This is a genomic window from Alteromonas infernus (assembly GCF_902705815.1).
This window is the reverse complement of the sequence record NZ_CACSIG010000054.1, coordinates 256,758-280,713: the sequence shown is the minus strand read 5'-3', so window position 1 is coordinate 280,713 and position 23,956 is coordinate 256,758. Positions and strand designations below refer to the sequence as shown.

Here is a 23,956-nt window from a genome sequence, read left to right as displayed (position 1 = left end):
AAAAAGCGGCTTAACTGGGTTGTGTGATTTTGGTTGACCACGTCACAGTTCCCCTTCTTCCATATCAATTAGGATGTTTGCGTCACTAATTAGTAATTGCATCAGCCATTCCTAGCTTACGTTCTTTGTGGAATGCTGAAAGTGGCATTTTTAAAAATTCAGCAGCTTTTGATTCTGTGATGTAATCTTCCGCTAACGCTCGATAGACGAGCTGTTTGTAAAGAAATGTTGTTTCTTGAGGGTAGGCGGTGCCTGGTTCCCGTGTACGCCACTTGAGCTTATTGAATTTCATGTAATATTGCTTTTGCAAAGATGATGAAATTACGTTTGCCTGACCCGCACGAACCAAAATGCCCATCATACTAATGCCAAACTCTTGCTTAAGCATAAATAGCTCACGCGGCTCAAGAGCCTGCCGATATGTGCCAAGGTGTTGTTTGATTGCTATCAAAGGTAGTAAAAAGGCACCTGCAAAGTGGTTGCATGCTTTCTCTTCGTCAATAGTATCAGGTAACCGACCGTGCAATACTAAATGACCTAGCTCATGAGCTAGTGTAAACCGCTGTCGATCTCCAGGCTGTGTTGTTGATACAACAATAACTGGTGACTCGTTGATCTGTCCGGCTAATCCATCAAACTTATTACCTATATTGACGTCGGTACAGATAACCATAATGCCTCGAGATTCAAGGCAATCGATCATATCAGGAATAGGGTTAAGACCTAACTGCCACTCTTTCCGCATTTGTTCAGCAATAGATTCAATTGCTTCTTCAGAATCAACTGTCTCGGGTAAATTACCTGGTAGAGTAAATTTACTTATCGGACGGACAGAATCTGGAAAAGGTCTAGCAATTCAGTCCATAATTCAGCTTGATCTAGAACATCGCCATTTATACGGTCGAGAGTTTTCTGTGGGGTATTAGAACGTTTTCGTACTCAACATGTCCCAACTCCACTTTTGTTGGTCGAAAAAAGTATTCTGAGCGGACTCCTAAAGTCTTTGCGAGTTTATAAAGCTTCCCTGATGACGGCATTGCTTCGCCATGTTCGTATTTCTTAATAGCATTAGCAGATACACCAATTGCAATGCCCAGAGCGTTCATAGACATACCTGCAGCTTTACGTGCTCGCATCAAACGTTCTGAAAACATAGTCAATCTCCAAGTGGTTTATAAATTTTATTATTTCCACTAAATTATAAACCATGGGTGAGTTGATGTCGATGTTTTAACTAGGCCGCAATTAGTGGACTTGTGCTAATTCCTCTAATGAGACCTACGAGTCTATGGCTTATCACCATCGGTTTTTATCGCTATTTGAATTAAAGAGAAAAGATATATCTAACTTGGCCAATTAATACCTTATATGACTTTCTGTGGTGCCCCAGTAAAGAAAATTGCTATTCCAGGCAAGGCTGTTCATGCACGGCAGAGCATCAGAGTTAAGATACTTTGGTACATCACTTTGTCCTAAAAGAAGTAAATCAAGCCAATGCTTCGTTATGAGTGATAAACCACAATAATCTTAATATGACTGTGCAGCGTGCTTAATAGAGCACATTTTGATAATGGAATTGATGTTCTAGGTCACTTTTTGTCGATTATCATTAATTCGTAGTTGTGTAATTCAAATTTATAAGGGTGCTTACTAATCCTGAGCTCAGGATTTACTTCTAAATAATGGTGTAAGGGTATGATTAATAACCTTATATTACTTGAGTTGGTTGTTATTCCTAATTGTTCTGCTTTTTTATTTATTTTTTATGCAGATCGCTGTCGTTTTTTCTAATTCCTCCGTGAGCGGCAATTTCGTGTCGCTGATAGTCAGTCAATTTGTTACGGAGATTAAAATGAGTTTATTAAATGAAGATAAAATTTACGATCTAATCGATCTTATAAATGATTCACACTGCGATTTTGCAGAAAGTGTTACAACCCTTTACATCAATCAGGCTTATAGTGTTATTGGCTTCCCAAACTTCAAGAGTTTCTGTACTGAAACCTTTCCGAGTATAAGTTACTCAATGCTGTTTGAACACGCAAAAGCAGGTGAGATAGCTTTAAGCTTATCTCTACCTGTTGGTAAGTATTCCAATTCATCACTACTAGCAATGCGCAAACTTCATGTTGATGTAAGGTATCGAGTATGGCGTAAGGTCTGTGAAAATCTGAAAATAAAATCTAAGCCCTCACCGGAAAGCGTCACAAAGAAATTTGTTGAACAATGTATTAGCGAAACTGTTGATGCCCCCAAAAGTGGGCCAACTAAGGATGTTGACTTCTCTCGGTTGAAAGAAGCGCTAACGGTCAAAGATGAAAAAGCAATTGCAAAAATAATATTTACGCTAATTGACGACGAAGAGCTAGTGCAAGCGCTAATTGAAGACCTCGAGAATTGCCTCATAGAACTGGAAGAATCAGAGGAGGAACTTTAATATGCGCGGAAATACAATCAATGTAGACATAGACGCCCTAAACATCTTAGTGACCGGGCTATCAAATGAAAACTTGGCCCAATTTGAGCAATCTTTGTTCAAATGTGTGGAAAAGCTTTCGTTCAAGAACCATTGTTCACCATACGCCATCATGAAGCGCTCTAGAAGTTACCAGCAGAGTGTAATTCTGCCGCTGTGCAAAGAATTTCAATATGGAAAGATAAACACTGAAACACCTTGTTTAGTTATAAGCACTGGTTACAGATACTCTATCGATGAAAAGCTTCTAATTCAGTTGAAAGGTTTTCCGCTAACCAGATATCACTATGACGTTGCTCGTTTCTGGTTTAAATATCTCACCCGAAAATGTAATAAGAGGCAAGGCTTTACTCCCTTGTTCAGTATATCAATGTTTCATCTAGCGACTGATTTCTTTCGCCCGCTTGGGTCAATTGGCGTTGAGCTACGCGGAAGCAAAAAAAGTGCGTTTTATGTTGAAAATGGATCACTAACAGGAGTAGGTATCGGAAGTTTGCGGTCCACAGTTAGAGTCACAGCGTACAGCCGAAACGAAAAACTCTTGAGGTCTGGCAGACCGAGTGCACCCAGTCTAAACAAGCCTTGCACCCGCATCGAGAAGAAAGTAAAACTGAAGAATGCAACCTGTTGGGAGGAGCTGATTTCACTAGTTGATAAGCATATAGCTCTCGACAATTTGTTTATCTACGACCTCGATAAGTTATTTACATCGACTCAGTTAGACTTCAGATTACTAAACTGTATTAAGAACTTAGGTGCTCATCAAGTTATTGCTGCTCAGCAAAGTGATAATGAGCGGAGAAAGCTGAGAAGGTTGATGGCTCGTCATCGAATAGATATTCATTCCGGGGAATACAGCTGGGATTATGGACCCTCTATCAAGTACCTCAAGCACTTTTGCAGCCCTTTTCGTAAGTGGGTTAGTAAGAGGGGGCGATGTACCCAAAAGGAGTTCGTTGAAACCTTCTTGAAGCAATAACAGTAAACTTTAAAAGCTAAGGTGCCTGCGTACCTTAGCTTCACTACACTGGTACAAAACAGCCGTATAACCTCTCACAAAGCCTCGCTATCATATATTCAGCTTTTCACAGCAATCCCATTCTATTTCAATACTTTTAAACTAAATATCGGAGCATTTTATGAATGCAGCATGCCCCTATGCGCTGTATTTAGGTCGACTTGCGCCTAATAGTCAGCGCTCTATTGCTTCACAGCTAAATAGTATCGCCGATTTGCTACGTTGGCCCGAAAAAAAGCGTGAGATGATGTACCACAAGATAGACTTTCAGCAAGCTAGTCATATCAAAGCATTGCTTATTGCTAATGGCTGGTCAGCACGGTCTATAAACAGAGCAATGACAGCAATACGCAGTATTGTAGGCGTTGCCGTTATGTCAGGTATGGCGCCTGAAATGCAATTAGTTCAGCTCCGTGCTATCAGCAAAGTGAGCCACGGCGCGCATGACGGTAAGCCGCTTTCGGTTAAGCAGGTTCAAACGCTATTCGCACATTTGAAGCAAAATACGTCCGTACTCGGTATCCGCAATTATGCTGTATTGGCAACACTTCTAGGAACGGGGCTACGACGAAGTGAGCTAGTTGCGCTATTACTTCAAGACTATGTAGCAGGCTCGGCGCTTATCGTGAGAAAAGGGAAGGGGAATAAGAGCCGTACCGTTCACTTACCGGAGTGGACGCATGACGCGCTAAACGAATGGATAGTGCTACGTGGTAAACACAAAGGTTATTTGTTCCATAGAGTAGCGAGAGGTGGGAGTATTCAACATGATACTCACTTGTCTTCATGTGCTGTTTATTCACTAATTCGTAAATCTTTGTCCGCCATTGGCATAGAGGGCGTGTCACCACATGACCTTCGGCGTATTTTCATCACACGTTTACTCGAGCAGAATGTCGATTTAAATACCGTTCGACAGATGGCTGGGCATGCAGATATCAGTACTACGATCATGTATGACAAACGCAGTGAAAAGGTCATGCAACAAGCTGCCTCTTTACTTTCCTACAAATTGTGAGGTCTATATGTCTCATAAAGTATTAAGAAAGTCTGGTGAGCTGCATTATCTTGCGTGTGAGTGGGGCAAGCGGTTACTTCGATACTTGCCATCAGTTGATACCGATGTACTCAGTAAAAGCCTAGCATCTAATCTGCGCGGGAGCAGTGTTTCAAGCGTACCGTTTTTCAAAGACAGAAATGAAAGCGTTAACTATAAAGCATGCTTAACTATTAGTGATAGGCAGCCTAAGGTTACCAAAACGTTTCTAGACAACTGTAGCTTCATCAGAAACCTAATGGATTTACCGAAACAAACCGATTTGCTTGTTCAGTTCGCCTTGCTCTCACAAGTAAATCAGTGGTTAAGGGCGTTAGCTTCATCCGTGCATTTACAGGCTAACCATTTGTCTCTGAATGAAATTATTAAAGACATTACAGGTGTTAATGACGAGCAGTTTACTCATGTTACAGCGCGATTGAATCAATATGGTTTCTTACCGGATGTGGATTTTTCATCGTATGATTTTGGTGAAATGCCGAAGGTACTTATTCGTAAGTTACTTACTGAAAAAATAACTTCCAGAGAAATGCTGGTCGAGCCGCTGCTTCACCCGTCTCCTAACGCTGTATTTGGGCTCAAGGATTTTCCGCATGTAAATACAGAGCTTTTAACGCGATACTTAAATGCTGCTACGCAAGCCAGAAGCGTGGGTACAAGTGTATTGCTGTACGGTGACTCTGGAACCGGCAAAACGGAATTATCTCGCGCTTTAGCGAAAAGTTGTGGCAGAACGCTCTATGAAATCCGCTCTACGGCACTAGCTAGCAACTATGCCGATGATGAATTTAACAGTCGTTTTCCTAACAAGGACAGGCTTCGTTATCTTTCTTTGCTCAACTCATTACTCACTAACAAATCTAACGCTATTTTGTTAGTCGACGAGTGTGAGGGCTTATTTGAAAATGTTGATAGCCAATACAGTAAAGAGCACCTACAGCGTTTTATCGAGTACAACGATATCCCTTGCATTTGGATAACCAATTATGTGCAGAGCCTTGAAGCCAGCTTTATCAGAAGGTTCAAGCTCGCCATTGATGTACCGTCATTGAAACCTGAAGAAATAGAAAGCGTTACGCGCTTTTACTATCGCGGGTTAGGTGTGTCTCTTGCTGCTCGAAAGCAAATCAGTCAGGTAGAGAATATCACGCCTGCGATAGTGGCAAATGCTACTCACATTGCGCACACAGTTAAAGCAAAGAGCGGCGATGCAGAAGCAGTGGTAAACGATGTCGTTGAGTACTCTCTCCGCGCGACAGAGCAATGGCAAGACAAGCTTAACTACAAAGGCGAAATCCCATTTAAAGTAAGCTACCTTAATATCAAACAACCACGAGCCTACCTTGATGATATTACTTATGCGCTGAAACACAACCTACCTAGTCGAACGTTAATTTCAGGTCCGCCAGGTACAGGTAAAACCGCCTATGCGCATTATCTTGCTGAGTTAAACAATAGAAAGCTCTTGCGGGTTAAATGCTCGGACGTATTAAGTAAATGGGTGGGTGAAAGCGAACAGAAAATTGCCGAACTCTTCCAACGCGCACACGCAGAGGAGCAGGTTATCCTTCTTGATGAAGTTGACAGCTTACTTAGTGCTCGTGAAGGGCTAAGTGCTCAACATGAGCTTCAGTTCGTTAATGAGTTTCTAACGCAAATAGAGTGTTTCACTCAACCTTTATTTGCCGCTACAAACTTTGTCACCAAACTAGATAAAGCGGTGTTACGTCGTTTCGACTTCAAGCTTGATTGTCAGTACTTAACCTCAGTGCAAGTACTGGAGCTGTATAAACAAATAACAAGAGTTAAAAGGCTAAGCGAGCCAGAGAGTGAAACGCTACTTCAACTGAAATACCTTACTCCAGGTGACTTTGCCATCTTGGCGCGCCGCACCAAGTTTCGCCCTAACGTATCAATTAGAGATTTTGCCATCAACTTGTTGGCAGATGAAAACCAACGTAAGCAAGCAAAACCCCAACCGGGCTTTATTCGCCCTCACTAACCCATAGAGGTAAACACTATGTCTACATCCGTATTGAGTTCGCTCAAGGTCATCGCTCGCCCTAAAATTGAGCCTAAGCCTCCCGTTATCGGTAAGCGTTTAAAGCTTATTGAGAGACTAGAGCAACAAAAAGAGATGGCGCAATGCCTTATCGACAACAAACGTTTTGAGGCGTTTAAGGAAAAGAAAGTTAAGAACCCTGAAACAGGTGAAATCACCATTCAGCGCAGACTCACCACTGTTCGACCGTGGTATTACGATAGCGACGAATACTACTATCTTGAAATTAAAGTAGGTAATAAACCTATTGAGATTCAAAAAGGTAAACCTGCGATATATGTTGGCGATAAAGCCAAGCTACCTGAGATTATCGATACCGTTATACAGGCGATTGAAAAAGGTGAGCTTGATAGCGCTCTACTCAAACCAGCTGTTCCTAAAAAAACAGGGGCTAAAAGCTAATAAAGGCAGAACCGCTGAAAGGGTGATAATCAGTATCGCCCTTTCTCTTTCCGTGGTTCAGCAGTCAAAGGCTAAATGGCAAACCATCACGCTTTGTTTCTACAAGCAACTTAACGCTGCCTATACAACTAAATTAGCTTTTTACGCGACTGGCTCCGACAAAAAGCCAACCTATTTCAAATTAACATCAAGGAACCAAATTATGCGCATTCTCCGCGAAGGGTTAGCTTTGCCTGTTACTCACAAGTTTACTAAGGCAATAACGCTTATGCTCAACGAAAAGGGTATTTCGGGTGATAGTGTGACTATCAACTTTCGTGACCCGACTTACTCGGCTGAGAACGGAGGTTTTCATCCTGTCGAGATTAGACTGGAACGGCTAAATAATGCTTGGCATCTGTGCTACATCACAGACTTCGCTTACGTAGGGAGTGGCGCATATGCAGAGTTAGCAAAAGACCTCGACTTTGATTTTCAGGCTGGCGTATTTCAAAACCTTTTCGGTGTTTTTCCTATCGAACAGGCAACCGATATGTATCAGATATGGGAAGGTAATTTTCTGCATTACTGGCAAGTTTTAAAGGTTTTTTTTATTCAAATCTCCAGCGACTAAACCGGCCAAGTCAAAAACTGTAAAGCGTAATTAATAATTAACGCCATTGTTTACAGGAGATTAAAATGGCCAGAGGCTTAGGTGTTATTAATCGAGTAGGCAATTCCAGACGAGCGGCTTGTGTTGTATTTATAGGTCGTAACCCCGGGGTATATTTATCTTGGAAGGAAACTGAAGAGCAAGTACGTCAGTTTTCGGGGAATGATTATAAAGGTTTTGACAGTTTAGAAGAGGCTCGCGAAATGTTTAATCATTATCAAAACGGCACAGGCGTTCGCCAAACAACTAAAATCGACTTAAAGGATACATCACCGAAACGCACAACGGTAAAAAGGCGACAAGCTTTAAAAATAGATGATCTGCCGCCTTGGTAAATTGATTAGGACGTTGCAATCTTGGGGCGATAGAAGATTCCATTTGTCGCCCCTTTACCTTTCAACTTAGTCATTTCGAATATGGCTGATAGGCCAGCAACCACGCCAGTTACTTTGGCTGAACCATAAGTACGAGGATCGAAATCCGGTTTTGTGCGTTTCAAGAAGCTTCCCGCCGGACCAACGTTAACCCAACCATCATCATTCTGATACAGCTCCCATGCTTTAAATAAAACAGGGATCAGTTCTTCTGCACCAATGGTGGATATCGCGTTATCTGCCTTTGGTGTATCACTATTTGATACCTGCTCAGCACTTAAGTTCTCGGTGAAGATAAAGTCATCACAGGCGTTACGAAACGATACCGGAGTTTTCTTCTCTCCTACGCCAAACACAAACTTTTCCGATTCACGTAACCTAGAGGCTAGCTTGGTAAAGTCGCTATCACTGGAAACCAATGCAAAAGCATCAATGCGGTCGGAATATAGTAAGTCCATGGCATCAATAATCATCGATGCATCGGTGGAGTTCTTACCGGTGGTATAGGCAAACTGTTGAATAGGCTGGATCGCCAGTTCATTAAGTAGCTTCTTCCAGTTCTTCAAGGTGTCGGCCGACCAATCACCGTAGGCCCTTTTTATGAGTACATGCCCGTGCGCTGATATCTCATCCAATATGGGCGATAGCTTGGCTAACTGAGCATTATCGGCATCAATCAGTACGGCCACTTTCTTATGAACATCCAGGTCTTTCATCTCTATCCTTACTTATTCTGTGTAACGGCATTTCGGAAAGCTGGAACACCCCAAAAACGTATTACCGGCATTAGGGCCACGTTTCGCCGTTCTTTCTATTAACTCACCAGAACATTTTGGACACGTCTTGGGTTTTTCAATAGTTACCTGAGGTGAAACCTGCACATCGTTTACCAGTGCCAATAGTTTTGAACCATCAATCAGCTCGATAGGTTTGCCAGCCGAAAAGTCGATAGCCTGTTGGGTGAAGGTGCCAGAACTGATGATGATAAAGTGGTTAGCATGATGCGCAGTTAGCACTCCAAACATTTCCCTCACCACATTCACGCTAACTTTTTGCGTTTTCCATTGTTTGCATTGCACTAAGGTAAGCTGACCATCCTTTCGAAGTTCTAAGTCAATACCGCCATCGGCACCATAACCGCCTTCTGCTACCCGATAACCTAGCCTGCGATAGGCTTCGGCCACCAACTCTTCAAAGTTACGCCAGTGCAAATCACGCACGGTTTGGATATTACGCTGGGTATCCAGTTGTTTGGCTTTACGACGAGCATTCAAAAATGCAAAAGGGGCGGCGAGCAATGTCATGCCAGCTATATAAGGGGCAGGGATCACAAAAGCTTTCAACACCATGGCGGTGATTTGGTTATCGGTTTGAATGGATGGCAACACATAGGCCATCATTATATAGGCCGTAGCAGATACGAGTACAGATACCCACCATGGTAACTCTACCAGCATGTCAATAAAGGTGGTTTTGTTTCTTGGCATTCACAAACATCCTTGTTTTAATTACCTAAAGTGTACTCTATAGTTAAAAATGAAAGGGTATGAATCTTTGTGTGAAAGTATCCATTGCTAGTTAGACTAAGGTTGAACACCATTGTGAAATTACAACTGAACAACTCTTCTTCTGATTCAGCTGGGTTTGTAGCAAAGAGATTTAAAATGAACTGGGGTATTTATCAGTACTTACTTGCTAGATCAAGATTCGTCCGGGCTATCGGAGAACTTTTGTGTCGCCAGTGAGATCTTTTGATACTTAGAAGCTGAGCTGACATTAAAGGAATTGTTCATGTCAGCTCATGACATTCGACTTTTCTTTATTCGTTCAAGTTCTTTAAAGGTCACATCTGGCTTTAGGTTAGATGTTTTAAGGTGGGGGGCATGTATTATTACCTCAGTGCCTTTCCTCTTCTCTTGAGCGGTATAAGTCAAGCCAAATGGTTTTGGTGAGAATTCACTGTAAATATCATTTATTTCTGGAGTATCGTCGTAGGTAACGATCCAGGGGTGTGATATGTTCTTAACGCTTTCGTACAATCTGAAATGATCGTCGTGCTCAAAAAAATTCTGATATAAACCTTTCCCTTTCACATAGTATGGGGGGTCTATATTAACGAGGCATTTATTTTCGATTCTTGGTAATACTTCATCAATAAATTCAGCTGCATCATAATTAGTCAGGAATATAGAATCTCGATATTTAGAAATTTTTTGGATCTGTTCTAAAAGTTTACTTTTGTTAAATCTACAGTCAATTTTATAATTTCCGGTTTGTGATAGACCGCCAATTACTCCTGCTTTAATTATTCCCGAACGGTTTGTACGATTTAAAAAGAATGTAGAAAAACCTCTTTCTAGAAGAGTCGCGCTGGTGTCAGTTTGTATTGCTTTTTGTTTATGCCATTCGTCTATTGTTACTGATACCATCTCAATCAATTCACATAGCTCATCGCACCTGTTAAGAACACTATACCAAAAAGCGTAAATAGAAGGATTCAGATCATTTATATACACTTGCTCTACGTGCTCTTCTAAAAGCAAATACCAAGCTATTGCAGCACCTCCCGCAAAAGGCTCAACATAAGTACCACCAACCAAGTCATTCTGCTTCATTGTTTCCAATATATATGCTGAAAGCTTAGATTTTCCTCCAGGGTACCTTAAAGGAGAATAAGATAGGGCCATTAAGATTCCTTTAAATCTACTAATTTAGACAAAAGAGGAAACAGAAAATCCCAGAACCTATTTAAAAAGCGCCTATCAACATGTACAACACTGCTGCCATGAACGTAAGAATTTAAGGTATCCAAACTAAAGTCATTAGCTGGGTTTAGTAATTTTTCAACAACCTTATGTGCCTGAGACTTGGCTGTAAGCCTATTTTGCTTTATATACTCTAGCCTATGGCGTAGCATAATTTCCTGTAAATCTCTTTTGTACCGCTGTGCCATAGCCGTTCCAATATTTTCACTCACAATATATTCTGCTACTGACAAATCAAGGAAAACTCTTAGTGAAGCTGCCAAGCAATTTTTATATCGTTCCATTGGCACCCTTTTTAACTCCCCAAAAAGTGCATTCAACTTATAATTTCCTGTACTGAGATTACACTCTGGGATAACTAGGTTCAGGCGATCAGGATTCTTACTTTGAGATGGTTTCTGCTCACTATTTTCTGTTTCAAGGCTTTCTATATTCTGGTTAGAACTTGAATTACCATCTTCATTCGCGCTTTCCCTATTGTTAGTTGCATTATCATAGTTCTGACTTGACGAAATTTCTTCCTGATTTCCGCTATTTTTACCAACAACCGCTGGGAGAGCAGACAATATGCCGTCAAAGTTACTATCAATTGTTCTTGTATTAATTTTTACTTCGACGTCAGGATCATCCCTTCTAATTACATATTTCAACCAATGTAAATAGGCATTAAAAAATGACGCTTTGTCCGAAGCTATCACTACCTTTTCTGATTCAATCTGAATACCCCATGCTTCACGTAACTTACTATTAAAAAACCAACGCTCTAAAATAGTCATAGGTATACGATGAGATTTCACATTCTCTTTCTCTGATTCATCAAGGTTATCAAATATCGCCGGTTGAAGAGCTAGATCTCTGATTTGCAATATCCTGAGAGTATGATCTAGTTCACCTTTGGAAAATTTTGTAATTGCAATAACTTTTTCAAGGTCACCTTTATACTTATCATACAGTCCAGCAATCCAACGTTGCTGCTGCAATCGTGACCAAGACTTTTGCAAAGAGCTACCAGCATGCCTTTGGTTTATGTACCACTCGCAATCTTCATAGGATGGAGCCACACAAACTCTGATTTTTTCGATATCATCTCTATTAACGCTAAATGCTTTCTTTCTAATGTAAGAGCGAATGGACTTCGGTGCTTTATCTGGGTGGCGCAATAACTTAAGTGCAAGAACTCTTCGATTACCTTCTGCAACATAATACTTTTCGTTAGAAGGCTCTTGCCATACAACAACTGGATCAGCAGGTATAAAGCCGTCAGTCGAAATTGAATCGATTAAATTGAAAAAGTTAGTTTTTTCTGAAGGGTCAGAAAGTAAGTCGGAGACAAAATCTGCAATGTGGATATGGTTTTCCTCTGGAACCAACCGAGGATTTCCATCCCACAATCTTAAGTTATCGACACTTCTTGGGGTTCTTTTTTCAAGCCATTCATATTTATTCATCGCAACTTCCATATTTGCACTTATCCTATAAGCGAAAAACACTACATCTATATCGTTCAATATAACATTAGAACAACCTTAGTCCATAAAAGACAAATAAAATGGTATATGTGTCTATGAAGGCAAATGAAATATTGAATACAAAAAAACCGACTCAAAGGTCGGTTTAATCAAGCAGATAGCTTTGCAAAAAATTCTAAGAATGGTACCAGAGGCCGGACTTGAACCGGCACGCTATTTCTAGCAACGGATTTTGAATCCGTCATGTCTACCAATTTCATCACTCTGGCGTAGATAGATATGCTATCAATGCTTGGCATTATAGCGATGCGGCGCGCCTATACAACTACTTTTTATGGTTTTTATCGTTAAGTGCCGAAAGATTGTTCAATACCGCATATTGTCTTGGCTATTTACTGAATGTTCGGTGTTATATTCACTTTTACCATCTTTGCAATGTCCAATTAAGTGCAATCACGGCAATGATAGATGATGCAATTGGCATTATCGCTTTGGCGTAAACCTTCACACTTCGAAGTGCTAACAGTAGTGGTAAAAGTATAGCAACAATGGCAAGTTGACCAATTTCAACCCCTAAGTTAAAGGCCAGCACGTTCATCACTAAACTCCCCGCTTGGGCATTTAAATCACCAAATACGCTGGCAAAGCCCATACCATGTAGCAGGCCAAACCCAAAGGTTATAAAGCCTACCCGCATGATCATAGGGTATACATTGTTTAGTGCGGTAATTGCGACGGAAATAGCTATCCCTAGTTCAACAATACGGCTATCAAGGGTTATAACGTCAAGAGCCGTAGCGGTTAAGGTGATTGAATGCGCCAGCGTAAATGTGCTTACTAAAATTACGGTATTCTTAAAAATGAGCTTTTTGCTCTGTTCTTTCACCCAGCGCTTATTTTTTCTGTAAAGGTTTACGGTCAGCAGTGTAGCGACTAAAAAGAGAATGTGATCGAGCCCTATGAAAATATGCCAGATACCTTGATACACCATTTCACCAAACTGAGAGACCCAGACGCTGTCTTGGGCTGAAACAGTAATGGCTGCGCGCTCACTGTCAAGCACATACACGAAGGATTGATCGTTTATGGTTATGGAGGTGAGCAACTTGTGGGTCGGGAAGTCTGTAACGATACCCGTGTACTGTACGCTCACCTCTTCTAAATACGCACAACTCACTTCTAATGGATATACCAGAAGCGACTCGGCAGATATATCTCGCATGCTTGGCGATGAAACGTTTATGGCGCAGTAAGTGCCACTATTGCTTACCTTGACGTTATTCTGAATATAGCGACTTGCCAGATTATGGTTTCTGTTGACCTCGCCCCATGTCAAACTCCCGTCATTATTAACGTCTAAGCCTGCAACACGGCCGATGTCTTCAGGCTTTAACAAAAGCTCCCCTGAAAATGTATTTTCAGACACGCTTTTAAGCGTTAAGTAACCGTTACTTAACTCATGAGAAACCGTTTGAAAACTGAGAGCGGTAAGAATGAAAAATGCGATAAGTCTAATCATGGTTCGGTCACTGAAATAGTTGGTTGGATTAGGCATCCACTGCCTTTTGGGCGCGTTCAAGCAATTGTTTGTCGTTGTTTGTTTGTGCGTATTCCCAGTTAAGCTTGGCAAATTTTAAGGCGAGTGCGTAGTTAGGTTGCACCTCTAAGAAGTAGGTGGCGACCTGTGCAGCATGGGAACTATCTTCGCGCCATACGCGTATTTCCATATTTTTCGCTAAGCGAGATTGCACGTTTGAAGACGTAATGCCTTGAGCACGTTCTGCCTTAGCCCACTTTAAAAGTAAACCATCATCCACCGTTGATATATCAGAAACTGCTGCCGCTAAAGTGTTCGTAATGGTGTCAAACTCGCCTAGCTTAAAATGAGCTTCAGCCCAAACCAGTAATGCGCTGATTGGGAGGGCGTTAAACGCCGTTTGATTTAGGTAGCGAATGGCCTCTTCGGCGTTACCGAGTTGAAGTGACATGTCTGCCAGTACTTCATAAAACCACTGTTTTTCATCAGGTCTAGCTGCGCTTGTGTATGTCTCGAAAGCGTTGAGTTTTTCGAGCAACTTCGCGTCTTTATTTTCCGAGAAATCGGCATTTACCATGCAGGTAAAGGCAATTAAAAAACTGGTTTGACCCACTAGCTGTTCGCAATAGTGCTTTGCTTGTTCGGTATTGCCCTGTTGAATATTAATGTCTGCCAGCAGCAACTGCGCGGCAGGAGAGCGATAATGTGTTATTTGAGATAAGTGTTGTTTGGCTTGCTCAAACTTGTGTACACCTTGAAGAAGCCGGGCTTATAGAATAATAAGGCGCTCTTTTTGGCCTGCGTTCAATGTATCGAAATTGTTGCGTAGCCTATTTGTAAAACGCGTCACGCGTTCTCTTTCATCTCCACCCGCCGTTAAGTATCGGCTTGAGGTAAGTATTTTTTCAGCTTCATTTAAGTGCGCAATCGATTCATGTCGCGGCTGCCAAGTGGCAATAACGGTGTCGTAGCTCATGGCTTCATCTTGCGAGCTAGCGTAACTTCCTGCAGACGGTAAAACGAGCCCTAAGCCAGCAATAAGAAAGCGTAAAGTAAACGTGTTAATAAACTTCATTAATGTTTCCCTTAAAAAAGCCGTCCCTGGCTTCACGGTTGACACGGGTTCTTCGCTATTGGTAACCCGCTAGCGAATGCCACGCATTCGGTACTTGTTATTGATCAATCAACAAGTCATCGAATGTAGAATCGTCAGCATCTTGGGTGAACTCTCTGCCGTTTATCGGTAAAGGTTCATCGGTCGGCGCTTGGTTAAAGGCGTCTCGGGTATAGCTTGAGAACGACACTTGCTGTGCTTCTATAGTTACAGAAACTGTAGCTGTAACCTCAGGGTTTACACCATCAGAAACGGTAAAGGTAAAGCTGTCGCTACCTGTTACCTGAGCATTAGGCGTGTACGTAAAGCTACCGTCAGCATTCACTTCGGCGTTGCCTAAGCTGCCATTTTCTCCTAAGCCAAACGTTAGCGGGTCGCCGTCTTCATCCGTCGCCGTTAAGGTTCCGTCAAAAGCAATATCAGCCTGAGTCGTCAACATTTCATCAACGGCTACTGGTGCTACATTCTCTTCAGGTGCTTGATAGTCGTCATCATCGTCGCTATCAAAGCAGCCTGATAGTGCAAGAACCAAAGATGAAACTATCCACAATCGATGTGTGTGTCTTTGGTTAACTGAATGGCGTTGACCAGCACTATTTTTCAAAAAACTCGTTGTAATGGGCATAATGGTACTCCCTATTCAGAACCCGCAAGCGGTGTTTTAAGGTACGGGAATGAATTGTCAATCATACTTGCATCCACAGGTGCGCCATCAGTGAAAGGTACGTTACCTACACTTGCATCTTCGGGGGCACAAAGCCCTAGGTCTGTATCTTCACCTGCAACCGGAATGGGGTAGCATAAGCGGCCCATCACTACGCGAAGTGCGATATCTACCACGTCATCACCTGGACGACGACCGTTAGGGAAGCCAGCCAAGTCATCACCGGCTACACCAAATGTAGACTGTGATTCAGCGGGCGTTGCTGGAATACCTGTATTTAGACGAAGCATTTCAGACGCGGTTACGGTAGCTTGCTGGTTCACACCCGGGAAGCCCGTTAAAAACGCAGTAACTAAGTCCATACGCGGGAAGTTAGTGGGAGCAAGGGTTTCGATATCAGTACCTAACGTAGTATTCACCGCATCTTTAAATAGAATGTTTAGCAATTCAGGTAGTGAAGGGTGAGTGACATAATCAGCAAACTGACCGTCAGCACTTGGGTGAGATGTAGAGAACTTGTCTTTATCGCCAATGCCAATAACGAGTTCGTTAACCAGTGGGTTACCTAAACGAGACACTTGCGTCATGGCACCGCCATTCGTTTCAGGCTTTTCAAAGGTGGCATCTGGGTTAAGTATGCGCGCTTGTGGTAAGCTTGCTGTTGTCCAGCTGCCGATAACGCCATTGCCTTCACCAGTTACACACGCTGAGGGCACTTCAATAGAAAGCGCGGTCACGTTTTTGTCACCCAAATCATCGTTCATCGGGCTTTGTGTAATACCGCCCGGGAACCCTTCGCCATCACCAGCACCAGGCGAGCTGTCACCTTCAGCAGGTACATAGTTCACAAGGTCGAATGTTTTACCCAAGTTAACTACGAAGGGGTCTTTACGTTGTCCAACAAACACCTTAGCCATGTCGTCACAACCTGGAATGTTGAATGAATAAATAAAGCTCTCGGCATAGCGGGCGTATTCAGCTTCGCTCGTGAAGGTTTTGTTACCGATATAATCTAGCGGCTTTTTAAACATATCGCCCATAGCTGGCGTTAACGTGGTGCGTGTGCCTGTTTGCGTATCGCCACTAACCATCGTCAGGCTATACATTTCAGAGAAATTTGCAGCGCTTGAATCATCAGCGCTAATACTCCCTACGTTTTTAAGCGGTACTTTCACCATTTTTTGCTCGCCTTCTGGGCCAACCGGTAGCGCAATACCTTCATTGTCAGCAGCAAGCGTATTGTTAAAGTTAAAAACAAAGCTGATATCTTCAACCGCATCACCGTCGCTATCTATATGGATGGCGTAATGTGCGTTAGGGTCCATAGCAAAATAGTTAGGGCCGCCGTAGGCATCTTGTAGTGGAATATAATTTGCGATGAAGGTTACGTAACCTTCACGGCCTTCTTCGTAGCTATTAAAAGCATAGAAGTCAGTGCTGTCCAGTGCTGGGTGGCGCGTAATATTAGGCGCTTCTCTGTGACTAGAAGCCATAGCACCAGCGGTAATGGCAGCACAAGTCACAGCGACGGCTACAGACAAAGTTTTGCGTTTGAATTGAATCATGTTGGGTCTCTCTGTTTTTTATGAGTTCAAAAGACCAAACGACCGAGGTTTTAGATTGGATGCAAAAATGTTTAAAAAAATAGAGAAAAGTTTTTATAAAAGGTTAAAAGCAAGAAAGGCCACATTGCGTGGCCTTTATAAGTGTAAGATTTTTCTTGAAAATTATACTGAAACAATAGGCGCGATATAAAGCACTTCTGTAGGAGCTCCCGTTACCGAGCCACCTGGCGCCTCTAGGCTAACGGCCAGTGCTGCAATGCTTTGGCTAAGCAATATATCTGGTGTCACTCTTGTATCACCATTAGCTTCAGGCATAAGGCCTAGCGAAATTGGGGCTTCACCGTTTGCTGGCACCATCCACAGTTCATAATCTTTATCTGCAAGTGCAACAAAGGCGTCTGTCACTTTTACGTTCATAGTTTCGTCAGAGACCTCTATCACCCACAAAGGCGTATTGTCCGCATTGTTGACCACGGCAATATGCGATACCTCTGGTGCAGGTATAGGCTGCATAACAAAAAGCAATACTGCCAACACCAATGCGGCAGCGGTAGAAAGAAACGATAGATTTTTCCAGCGTTTTTGTTTTTCTTTCTCAAAGTCGAGCACCTGACCCGAATCACTCGGCGTATTTACACCAGTAGCGATACCAGCGTCGTTAGCCGCTTTATGTCCAAGCTTTATTTGAATGCTCTCCCATACATTGGCAGGTGGTGTAACCGGAGGAAGGGTTTCTGCAAAGCCGGTTAAATATTGCTCCCACTGTGCTGTAGCATCGCTCACCGCTTGGTATTGCATCATCAACTTTTGATAGCGTGTGCGCGCTTTACCTCTCAGGGTACCAACAACGTATTCCGCTGCTAGTGCATTAAGTCGTTCTTCTTTCAAATAATTCATAGTGATAGGCACCTCTGCAAACTTTGCAAGCCTCGTCTTATCCAGCTTTTAATTGTACCAAGTGGTGATGCTAAGTGATTCACCACTTCTTGATGTGACATGCCATTCACGTAAGCCAAGTGAATAGCTTGTCGTTGGGGGCCCTCAAGTTCATCTAAACAGGTCGCTAATTTTGCTTGTTCAGCACCTAGCTTAACAGCTTGAGTGGTTTCAACGCCCGATGGCGCGTCATCGTTAAGCTCAACTTCGTTTCTCACATTGTGATAGCGAATTAAATCCAGTGCGCGATAGCGAGCAATGCTTACCATCCACGTAAGTACTGTGCCTTTTCCACGCTGGTAATTTCCTGCGTTATGCCAGATTTTAATATAGGCATCTTGTGTGGCCTCATCGGCAAGCTCGGGTCGCTTCAACAGCTTTAAAGCAACCGCATAAAGCTGCGGACTGGTTATCTTATAAAGCTCTGCGAACGCTTTTTTGTCGCCTTCTGCCGTTTTACACAGCAAAGGAAACAAAGTTTCATGTTCCATCGTTGCTCCTACCTTTTATTGTTATGGCTGTCTTCACAAAGAGACGTGCTGTTAACACAGATATTTGCCTCTAAGTATTTAAACTAGCACTCTTTTTGAACAATCACATAAAAAATAACGGTACTCGAGAGTGCCAGCACCGCTATGGCTATTGAATACTATTGCCTGGTTAGTATTTCAGGGAAAAAGTAAGTCGAACATTTCTTGGTTCGACAGGGTGGTAATGCAAATCTTCCACGCCTTCGTCTGGCTCGCCTGGCAACCTTGATGCGTAAAAGTAGTCGATGTCATGGTCGTCACTGTCTAAGGCATTCAGCACTTCTAAAGTTAGGTCCCACTCAGGCTGACGATAAGCGATTTGTGCATTCATTAAAAACGTTGATGGCGGGGAAATTTCATCGAAGCTTTCCACCGTGCGAGAACTTAAATAACGACCTCGCAGCGTATAGCTAAACCCAAGCTGGTTGCTGTTTTGAAAATACGTCAGGCCCGCGCTCACAACGCCCGGAACTGTACCGTCAATATGGCGGCCTTCGCCTTCTGCGCTGTCGCTAAACCTTGCTTTTGTCCATGCGGCTTCAATATCAGTTGTAACATGGTGACTAATCCAATAGTAGGCACTTACTTCAATGCCGTGTCTTTCCGATGGGCGGCTCGCCTCGGTAAAACCTGCGTCGCCGACGTAAACCAGCTCACTGTCTAGTTCTAGTCGCCACAATGCAGCTGATACGTTATAAGTTTTGTTATCGGTAAAATTGACTCCGGCTTCATAACCAAGAGACTTTACTAATAGCGGTGAAGGTTCGGTTGCATCCCCACTTACCGGATCTACGGTAATAGTCGCACCCCGAGCGTCGTTTGAGTGGTAGCCCTGACCGATATTGGCAAACGCGGTGAGCTGTTCAGACAACAAGTATTTTAGGCCTGCTTTTAACGTAAAAATACCATCGTCAGCACTACCGCTGTTTGCGTTTACATCGCTATTGACGTTTACATCTAAGTAGTCATAACGACCACCTAATGACAGACTAAGTGCATCACTTAATACAATGTTTGACTGAGCAAATAACGCATAGCTGTTGCTTTCTATGGCATCTTCTCGAATCGTGCCAAAACGCTGAAGGTTTTGCGTGCGGTACAAGCCTACGTTATCAATATCATCAAAACGCCACTGGCCGCCTAATGTCAGGCTACTGCCTTCGGTAATAGCGAGGGGGAGGGTGGTAAATAGTTCGCCACCATAAATTTGTCTGTCGTCAGCTTGCTCAAATTGATCGCCTAGAGCAGGGTTATCTAAAAAGTAAGTGAAGTTTGAAAAAAGGCTGAGGTCGGTATCGATAGCATAAAACGAGGCGTTCCACGTGTCGCTGGTATAGTTTGCAGATAAACTATAGCGAGAGGATTCACCGCCAACTTGACTGTCGATAGAGCCAAGCCGGTCTATTAAGCCGCTTTGAATAGCGCGCTCAGGAACTTGGTCAGCGCCATTCCAGCTGTTGTCGTAAGCCATTCCTGTTACTGTGAGTTGGCCGTCTAGCAAGGGCGTAATATAACGGATATGTGCGTTTTTCTTTTTTACATCTTCATCAATGTCAGTCCAAGGGCCATCATAGCTTTGATACTCTAGAGCAGTAACAACGCGACTCTCACCAGCGTTAAACTGATTCAAAGCAACGGCGCGCTTGAACCCATATTCACCTAAGCCTAAAAAGAGCTGGTTCTGTTCAAGAGAGTCTCGCAAGTTGAAGAACGCTCCGCCAGCGCTGGAAAAGTCACCAATGTTGGCGTAATACGTGCCTTTAAAGTAGCTAAGGTTGTCTATAAATTCTGGAATGATGAAGTTTAGGTCGCTATAACCCTGCCCGTGACCGTGGCTTCGCATATTCACAGGCATACCGTCTACGCTTACGGTAAAGTCGGTTCCGTGATCGAGATTAAACCCGCGAAGGAAATACTGATTGGCCTTTCCCGAACCGCTGTGCTGAGTCACCATCATGCCGGGTATAAACTCAAGTATCTCACCAGCGCGAAGCATTGGCCGTTCGATAAGCGTATCGCCTGAAACCCATCCCTGTGAAGCGGAAATAAACTCTCCGTCCTTAATGGAAGCATCACCACGCACTCTGATGTGCTCAATATCGCCTTCTAGGTCATCTAGTGCCAATGCAGGGGAAATGCTAAATGCAATTGAACTTGCTATAAGTGTTTTTACTAGAGTTATATTCGTCACCGCAATCTACTTCCGTCATCCATTTGTAATTGTAATAACGCTTAACAATGACACTTAGATGCAAAAAGCAGTAAATTTTCTTGGGGCAAACCGGGTAGTTGCAACTTTATTAAAAGCCAGTAAGTGTCATTTATATTGTTTAAGCTATCTGCGGCTTGTGTCAAAATACGCATTGTCATTTATTGAAGTAAAGAGAAACCTGTGGCGCGTCACGATAAAAAAGCTAAGAAGAACTCCTCCTCATCTAACCGCCCAAAGAGTAAGGATGAGTTAAGCACAAACAGCGCGGGATCGGATAGCTCGGCGCTTCAGCGAGCTGGATTCGTTAGACGCTTATTGGCAATGATTTACGATACGCTAGTGGCCACAGCTGTTGGAATGTGTGCGGCTATGGTGATGATAATAACCTTGGTTGTTATGTTGAAAAATGGTGCGCTTGATCTGCAAGGTTATGCTGAACCTGCCGACTTAATTCAAGCTTCTTCAGGCTATAAACTGCTTATTCAGACCTGGGTAGGTTTATGGATAGCGGGTTTCTTCTTGTGGTTTTGGCGAAGAGGCGGGCAAACGCTGGGCATGCGTGCATGGCGTTTACGTATTTACAGCACCGTAGAAGAGCCAATGTCCTGGCCACGTTTGTTCATACGCCTTGTTGCGTCGTTGGGCGGCTTAGGGACTTTGCTTGTTTTGTTTGATTACAAGAACAAGCAATCGCTGCAAGACCGCTTGGCACAAACAGAAGTGTTGAAGCTGACTAAAGAAGCGAACGACCATAAGAGCTGGTGATAACGCATTGTAAGCATTAAAGGATGCTAAAAAGTCATAAAAAAAGAGGCGTCAACATGCCTCTTTTTATAGGACTTGACCGTTTAACTAGCCGAGCGCCGATAGCTTTATCAACGTCTAAGCATCACACCGGCGACAGCAGCAAACAGCAGGCTTGGTAGCAATGCGCCAAGGAAGGGCGGCAATTGGTAAACCAAACTTACTGGGCCGAAAACCTCGTTTAGAATAAAGAAACCAAAGCCTGTGAGTACGCCCATGATCACGCGCGCTCCCATAGTTACACTGCGTAACGGCCCGAAGATAAACGAAAGCGCCATCAACAACATCACGCCCACTGAAATAGGCTGAAATATTTTTCGCCATAGTGCCAATTCATAGCGAGACGGGTCTTGGTCGTTATTGTCTAAGTAATTAACATAATCAAGCAGGCCAGTAATGGATAAGGCCTCGGGTTTAACCGCTACAATACCTAGCTTATCTGGGGTTAGCGTAGAGTTCCAGCGCATACGGTCGGTGTAATCAACCGAGACTTGCGTTTCCGTAAACTGCGTGACTTCTACGTTGCTTAACCACCAGCCATCGCCATCATATGTGCTGTTTTTTGCATAGGTAATGCTTTGTAGTGACAGGTCTGAATTAAAGTTAAAAATGCTCACGTCTTTAAGGGAATCTTGGCTGATAACCTGACCGATGCTTACAAACCTATCGCCATCTTTGGCCCAAACAAGCTTGTCAGATGAAAATAAACTGCCCCCAGAAATCGCTTCAGTCCGTAGTTGCTTAGCTTTGGTCTCGCTGAACGGCGTGACCCATTCGCCCACCGCCATGACCGCTAAAATCATGACAAGGGTAGACTTCATGGCCGAGTTAATGATGTTCCAGCGGCTCATGCCCGCAGCCTGCATTACAACCAGTTCGCTATTGCTGGCCAAGACGCCCATGCCAATAAGACCGCCAAGCAACGTCGCCATGGGAAAGAATTGTTCTAGGTCTCGCGGAAGGCTTAATAACACGTAGATAAAGGCGGCGAGCATGTCGTAATCGCCTTCACCAATTTTACGCAGCTGTTCAACGAACTTGATTAACGCGCTTAAGCCAATAAGTACGCTTAGCGTGACAGTGATCGTACCTAATAACGTTCGAGCGATGTATAAATCGAGGATCTTAAACATTTATTTTTTCCCCAATATCCATGCGCGTAACTGCGTGCCAGTTTTTCTATCTCGCACGATAAGCGTAATGCCTATAATCAACATAATGGTATGTACCCACCACAGTCCTAGTTGGGGCGGCATCTTTCCGTCTTCCAATACACGTCTGCTGGCCAATAACAGTAAGAAATAGCCTAGGTACAACAAAATGGCGGGGAACATCTTGCCAAATCGCCCTTGTCGAGGGTCGACGGCGCTAAGTGGTACTGCAATAAGTATCAAAAATGGAATCGAAAGCGGAATAGCAATTCGCCATTGAAGCTCTGCTCTGGCTTCAATACTGTCGTCTTCCCACAGTTCGCTGGTGGGCAGCACGCTTACCTTACGACGGGTTTCATCAGCAGGCTTATCGGCAATTTGAATTTGGTATTCATCAAATTCAACTTTGCGGTAGGCCTTTTCAGACTGTATACCTTCGTACTGCACGCCTTGCTTCAAAACAAGGTTTCGGGTGCCATCGGGGTTGCTCGCCACTTCGCCGGTTTGGGCGTAAACTACGCGCACATCACCTTCGCTATCGCTGGTTTGGTTTTGCGATAGAAACACCCGTTGAAGCTTGTCGTTCTTGTCTACATCGTGGACAAAGATAACCGCTTTTTCGTTACCCGTTTGCTGGAAGCGACCCGGCATAAGAGCGGAGATACCCGCTTCGTTACGGGCTTTTTCGCGCAGTTGATATTCGTTCTCGGCAGCCAGTGGCGCGAAGTACAGGGTAATAGCGCCGGTCACAATCATAATAAGTAGCGACAGAAACAGCATCACTCGCGTGACATACCATTCGCTAATGCCACAGGCGCGCATCACGGTCATTTCACTGTCTACGTACAGCCTACCGTGCGCCAACATAATCCCCAAATAAGCGCTGATGGGCAGTACCAATGATGAGAGAATAGGGGCGTATAAGCCTAGGAATCCAAGTACTAGGCCAGCAGGGATATCACCGTCTGATGCGTCGCCTAAAACGCGCACAAACCTTAGGGTGACAAAAATGGCCATTAGGATAAAGAAAATCGCTAACTGAGATTTCAGCGTTTCCTTAAGTAAATAGCGGAATATCAGCATCTCAGCCCTTCCGGAAAATTAGGAATTTTAGTGAAAGAAAGCACAATTTTGTTTAAACTTACCGTTTTTACAAGTTTTGCCTGCA

Annotated in this window: 24 protein-coding genes and 1 tRNA gene; 8 read left to right on the top strand and 17 right to left on the bottom strand. The window is 43.4% G+C overall.

The window, feature by feature from the left end:
- Positions 1-85 precede the first annotated feature (85 nt).
- Both ACX5J7_RS13890 and ACX5J7_RS13885 read right to left on the bottom strand, forming a co-directional pair.
- Positions 86-745, bottom strand: coding sequence for an ImmA/IrrE family metallo-endopeptidase (locus tag ACX5J7_RS13890; RefSeq protein WP_498707339.1), 660 nt, complete (start codon positions 743-745; stop codon positions 86-88).
- A gap of 148 nt (positions 746-893) precedes the next feature.
- Positions 894-1,154 carry a helix-turn-helix domain-containing protein gene (locus ACX5J7_RS13885; RefSeq protein ID WP_498707338.1) on the bottom strand — a complete coding sequence of 87 codons (261 nt, stop codon included), beginning with the start codon at positions 1,152-1,154 and terminating at the stop codon, positions 894-896.
- A gap of 698 nt (positions 1,155-1,852) precedes the next feature.
- Between ACX5J7_RS13885 and ACX5J7_RS13880 the strand changes: the two genes are divergently transcribed.
- The 7 genes from ACX5J7_RS13880 to ACX5J7_RS13850 all read left to right on the top strand — a co-directional run bounded on the left by ACX5J7_RS13880 (position 1,853) and on the right by ACX5J7_RS13850 (position 8,002).
- Positions 1,853-2,437 (top strand): hypothetical protein, encoded by a 585-nt coding sequence (locus ACX5J7_RS13880; protein ID WP_015067949.1) that lies wholly within the window; start codon positions 1,853-1,855, stop codon positions 2,435-2,437.
- A 1-nt stretch (position 2,438) separates the two neighbouring features.
- A complete protein-coding gene (locus ACX5J7_RS13875; protein WP_015067948.1) occupies positions 2,439-3,455 on the top strand; it encodes a hypothetical protein in 1,017 nt (338 codons plus the stop codon).
- A gap of 160 nt (positions 3,456-3,615) precedes the next feature.
- Entirely contained in the window at positions 3,616-4,512 is an 897-nt protein-coding gene (locus ACX5J7_RS13870; protein ID WP_015067947.1) for a tyrosine-type recombinase/integrase, read from the top strand.
- 7 nt (positions 4,513-4,519) lie between these two features.
- On the top strand, positions 4,520-6,553 hold the full coding sequence (locus ACX5J7_RS13865; protein WP_015067946.1) for an AAA family ATPase: 2,034 nt from the start codon (positions 4,520-4,522) through the stop codon (positions 6,551-6,553).
- An 18-nt stretch (positions 6,554-6,571) separates the two neighbouring features.
- Positions 6,572-7,015 carry a DUF6641 family protein gene (locus ACX5J7_RS13860; protein WP_015067945.1) on the top strand — a complete coding sequence of 148 codons (444 nt, stop codon included), beginning with the start codon at positions 6,572-6,574 and terminating at the stop codon, positions 7,013-7,015.
- 202 nt (positions 7,016-7,217) lie between these two features.
- On the top strand, positions 7,218-7,628 hold the full coding sequence (locus ACX5J7_RS13855; RefSeq protein WP_041703528.1) for a DUF2787 family protein: 411 nt from the start codon (positions 7,218-7,220) through the stop codon (positions 7,626-7,628).
- 65 nt (positions 7,629-7,693) lie between these two features.
- Complete coding sequence (locus ACX5J7_RS13850; protein ID WP_015067943.1) at positions 7,694-8,002, top strand: RNase H1/viroplasmin domain-containing protein; 309 nt, start codon at positions 7,694-7,696, stop codon at positions 8,000-8,002.
- A gap of 5 nt (positions 8,003-8,007) precedes the next feature.
- Here the strand turns inward: ACX5J7_RS13850 and ACX5J7_RS13845 are convergent, their stop codons facing one another.
- The 13 genes from ACX5J7_RS13845 to ACX5J7_RS13785 form a co-directional block, all read right to left on the bottom strand.
- Positions 8,008-8,757: an NYN domain-containing protein gene (locus tag ACX5J7_RS13845; RefSeq protein ID WP_015067942.1), complete on the bottom strand. Its 750-nt coding sequence runs from the start codon at positions 8,755-8,757 to the stop codon at positions 8,008-8,010.
- Between the two features lie 12 nt (positions 8,758-8,769).
- Positions 8,770-9,528, bottom strand: coding sequence for a DUF2034 domain-containing protein (locus ACX5J7_RS13840; RefSeq protein ID WP_015067941.1), 759 nt, complete (start codon positions 9,526-9,528; stop codon positions 8,770-8,772).
- 312 nt (positions 9,529-9,840) lie between these two features.
- A complete protein-coding gene (locus tag ACX5J7_RS13835) occupies positions 9,841-10,728 on the bottom strand; it encodes a DNA adenine methylase (RefSeq protein WP_015067940.1) in 888 nt (295 codons plus the stop codon).
- Positions 10,728-12,254 carry a ParB/RepB/Spo0J family partition protein gene (locus ACX5J7_RS13830; protein ID WP_197538205.1) on the bottom strand — a complete coding sequence of 509 codons (1,527 nt, stop codon included), beginning with the start codon at positions 12,252-12,254 and terminating at the stop codon, positions 10,728-10,730. Before ACX5J7_RS13830 ends, ACX5J7_RS13835 begins: the two co-directional genes overlap by 1 nt.
- A gap of 203 nt (positions 12,255-12,457) precedes the next feature.
- Positions 12,458-12,544 (bottom strand) — tRNA-Leu (locus ACX5J7_RS13825).
- A 152-nt stretch (positions 12,545-12,696) separates the two neighbouring features.
- A complete protein-coding gene (locus tag ACX5J7_RS13820; RefSeq protein ID WP_015067938.1) occupies positions 12,697-13,830 on the bottom strand; it encodes a HupE/UreJ family protein in 1,134 nt (377 codons plus the stop codon).
- Entirely contained in the window at positions 13,823-14,494 is a 672-nt protein-coding gene (locus ACX5J7_RS13815; protein WP_498707337.1) for a hypothetical protein, read from the bottom strand. The genes ACX5J7_RS13820 and ACX5J7_RS13815 overlap by 8 nt, the downstream gene beginning before the upstream one ends.
- Positions 14,495-14,581: 87 nt before the next feature.
- Positions 14,582-14,887, bottom strand: a complete 306-nt coding sequence (locus ACX5J7_RS13810) for a hypothetical protein (RefSeq protein WP_498707336.1) — start codon at positions 14,885-14,887, stop codon at positions 14,582-14,584.
- A gap of 97 nt (positions 14,888-14,984) precedes the next feature.
- Entirely contained in the window at positions 14,985-15,551 is a 567-nt protein-coding gene (locus ACX5J7_RS13805; protein WP_015067936.1) for an Ig-like domain-containing protein, read from the bottom strand.
- A gap of 11 nt (positions 15,552-15,562) precedes the next feature.
- A complete protein-coding gene (locus ACX5J7_RS13800) occupies positions 15,563-17,155 on the bottom strand; it encodes a DUF4331 domain-containing protein (protein WP_015067935.1) in 1,593 nt (530 codons plus the stop codon).
- A 162-nt stretch (positions 17,156-17,317) separates the two neighbouring features.
- Positions 17,318-18,052, bottom strand: coding sequence for an anti-sigma factor (locus ACX5J7_RS13795; protein ID WP_015067934.1), 735 nt, complete (start codon positions 18,050-18,052; stop codon positions 17,318-17,320).
- Positions 18,049-18,582, bottom strand: a complete 534-nt coding sequence (locus ACX5J7_RS13790; protein WP_015067933.1) for a sigma-70 family RNA polymerase sigma factor — start codon at positions 18,580-18,582, stop codon at positions 18,049-18,051. The genes ACX5J7_RS13795 and ACX5J7_RS13790 overlap by 4 nt, the downstream gene beginning before the upstream one ends.
- Positions 18,583-18,751: 169 nt before the next feature.
- Complete coding sequence (locus tag ACX5J7_RS13785; protein WP_015067932.1) at positions 18,752-20,812, bottom strand: TonB-dependent receptor; 2,061 nt, start codon at positions 20,810-20,812, stop codon at positions 18,752-18,754.
- A 201-nt stretch (positions 20,813-21,013) separates the two neighbouring features.
- On the opposite strand from ACX5J7_RS13785, the gene ACX5J7_RS13780 reads away from it, so the two are divergent.
- On the top strand, positions 21,014-21,598 hold the full coding sequence (locus tag ACX5J7_RS13780) for an RDD family protein (protein WP_012519637.1): 585 nt from the start codon (positions 21,014-21,016) through the stop codon (positions 21,596-21,598).
- Between the two features lie 110 nt (positions 21,599-21,708).
- Here the strand turns inward: ACX5J7_RS13780 and lptG are convergent, their stop codons facing one another.
- Both lptG and lptF read right to left on the bottom strand, forming a co-directional pair.
- Positions 21,709-22,770, bottom strand: coding sequence for an LPS export ABC transporter permease LptG (lptG, locus tag ACX5J7_RS13775; protein WP_015067931.1), 1,062 nt, complete (start codon positions 22,768-22,770; stop codon positions 21,709-21,711).
- A complete protein-coding gene (lptF, locus tag ACX5J7_RS13770) occupies positions 22,771-23,871 on the bottom strand; it encodes an LPS export ABC transporter permease LptF (RefSeq protein WP_498707335.1) in 1,101 nt (366 codons plus the stop codon).
- Positions 23,872-23,956: the final 85 nt, after the last annotated feature.

What these genes read in the sequence shown, in the direction of transcription:
- ACX5J7_RS13890 (WP_498707339.1), bottom strand. Translation starts at nt 745, where the DNA reads ATGCGGAAAGAGTGGCAGTTAGGTCTTAACCCTATTCCTGATATGATC.
- ACX5J7_RS13885 (WP_498707338.1), bottom strand. Translation starts at nt 1,154, where the DNA reads ATGTTTTCAGAACGTTTGATGCGAGCACGTAAAGCTGCAGGTATGTCT.
- ACX5J7_RS13880 (WP_015067949.1), top strand. Translation starts at nt 1,853, where the DNA reads ATGAGTTTATTAAATGAAGATAAAATTTACGATCTAATCGATCTTATA.
- ACX5J7_RS13875 (WP_015067948.1), top strand. Translation starts at nt 2,439, where the DNA reads ATGCGCGGAAATACAATCAATGTAGACATAGACGCCCTAAACATCTTA.
- ACX5J7_RS13870 (WP_015067947.1), top strand. Translation starts at nt 3,616, where the DNA reads ATGAATGCAGCATGCCCCTATGCGCTGTATTTAGGTCGACTTGCGCCT.
- ACX5J7_RS13865 (WP_015067946.1), top strand. Translation starts at nt 4,520, where the DNA reads ATGTCTCATAAAGTATTAAGAAAGTCTGGTGAGCTGCATTATCTTGCG.
- ACX5J7_RS13860 (WP_015067945.1), top strand. Translation starts at nt 6,572, where the DNA reads ATGTCTACATCCGTATTGAGTTCGCTCAAGGTCATCGCTCGCCCTAAA.
- ACX5J7_RS13855 (WP_041703528.1), top strand. Translation starts at nt 7,218, where the DNA reads ATGCGCATTCTCCGCGAAGGGTTAGCTTTGCCTGTTACTCACAAGTTT.
- ACX5J7_RS13850 (WP_015067943.1), top strand. Translation starts at nt 7,694, where the DNA reads ATGGCCAGAGGCTTAGGTGTTATTAATCGAGTAGGCAATTCCAGACGA.
- ACX5J7_RS13845 (WP_015067942.1), bottom strand. Translation starts at nt 8,757, where the DNA reads ATGAAAGACCTGGATGTTCATAAGAAAGTGGCCGTACTGATTGATGCC.
- ACX5J7_RS13840 (WP_015067941.1), bottom strand. Translation starts at nt 9,528, where the DNA reads ATGCCAAGAAACAAAACCACCTTTATTGACATGCTGGTAGAGTTACCA.
- ACX5J7_RS13835 (WP_015067940.1), bottom strand. Translation starts at nt 10,728, where the DNA reads ATGGCCCTATCTTATTCTCCTTTAAGGTACCCTGGAGGAAAATCTAAG.
- ACX5J7_RS13830 (WP_197538205.1), bottom strand. Translation starts at nt 12,254, where the DNA reads ATGAATAAATATGAATGGCTTGAAAAAAGAACCCCAAGAAGTGTCGAT.
- ACX5J7_RS13820 (WP_015067938.1), bottom strand. Translation starts at nt 13,830, where the DNA reads ATGCCTAATCCAACCAACTATTTCAGTGACCGAACCATGATTAGACTT.
- ACX5J7_RS13810 (WP_498707336.1), bottom strand. Translation starts at nt 14,887, where the DNA reads ATGAAGTTTATTAACACGTTTACTTTACGCTTTCTTATTGCTGGCTTA.
- ACX5J7_RS13805 (WP_015067936.1), bottom strand. Translation starts at nt 15,551, where the DNA reads ATGCCCATTACAACGAGTTTTTTGAAAAATAGTGCTGGTCAACGCCAT.
- ACX5J7_RS13800 (WP_015067935.1), bottom strand. Translation starts at nt 17,155, where the DNA reads ATGATTCAATTCAAACGCAAAACTTTGTCTGTAGCCGTCGCTGTGACT.
- ACX5J7_RS13795 (WP_015067934.1), bottom strand. Translation starts at nt 18,052, where the DNA reads ATGAATTATTTGAAAGAAGAACGACTTAATGCACTAGCAGCGGAATAC.
- ACX5J7_RS13790 (WP_015067933.1), bottom strand. Translation starts at nt 18,582, where the DNA reads ATGGAACATGAAACTTTGTTTCCTTTGCTGTGTAAAACGGCAGAAGGC.
- lptG (WP_015067931.1), bottom strand. Translation starts at nt 22,770, where the DNA reads ATGTTTAAGATCCTCGATTTATACATCGCTCGAACGTTATTAGGTACG.
- lptF (WP_498707335.1), bottom strand. Translation starts at nt 23,871, where the DNA reads ATGCTGATATTCCGCTATTTACTTAAGGAAACGCTGAAATCTCAGTTA.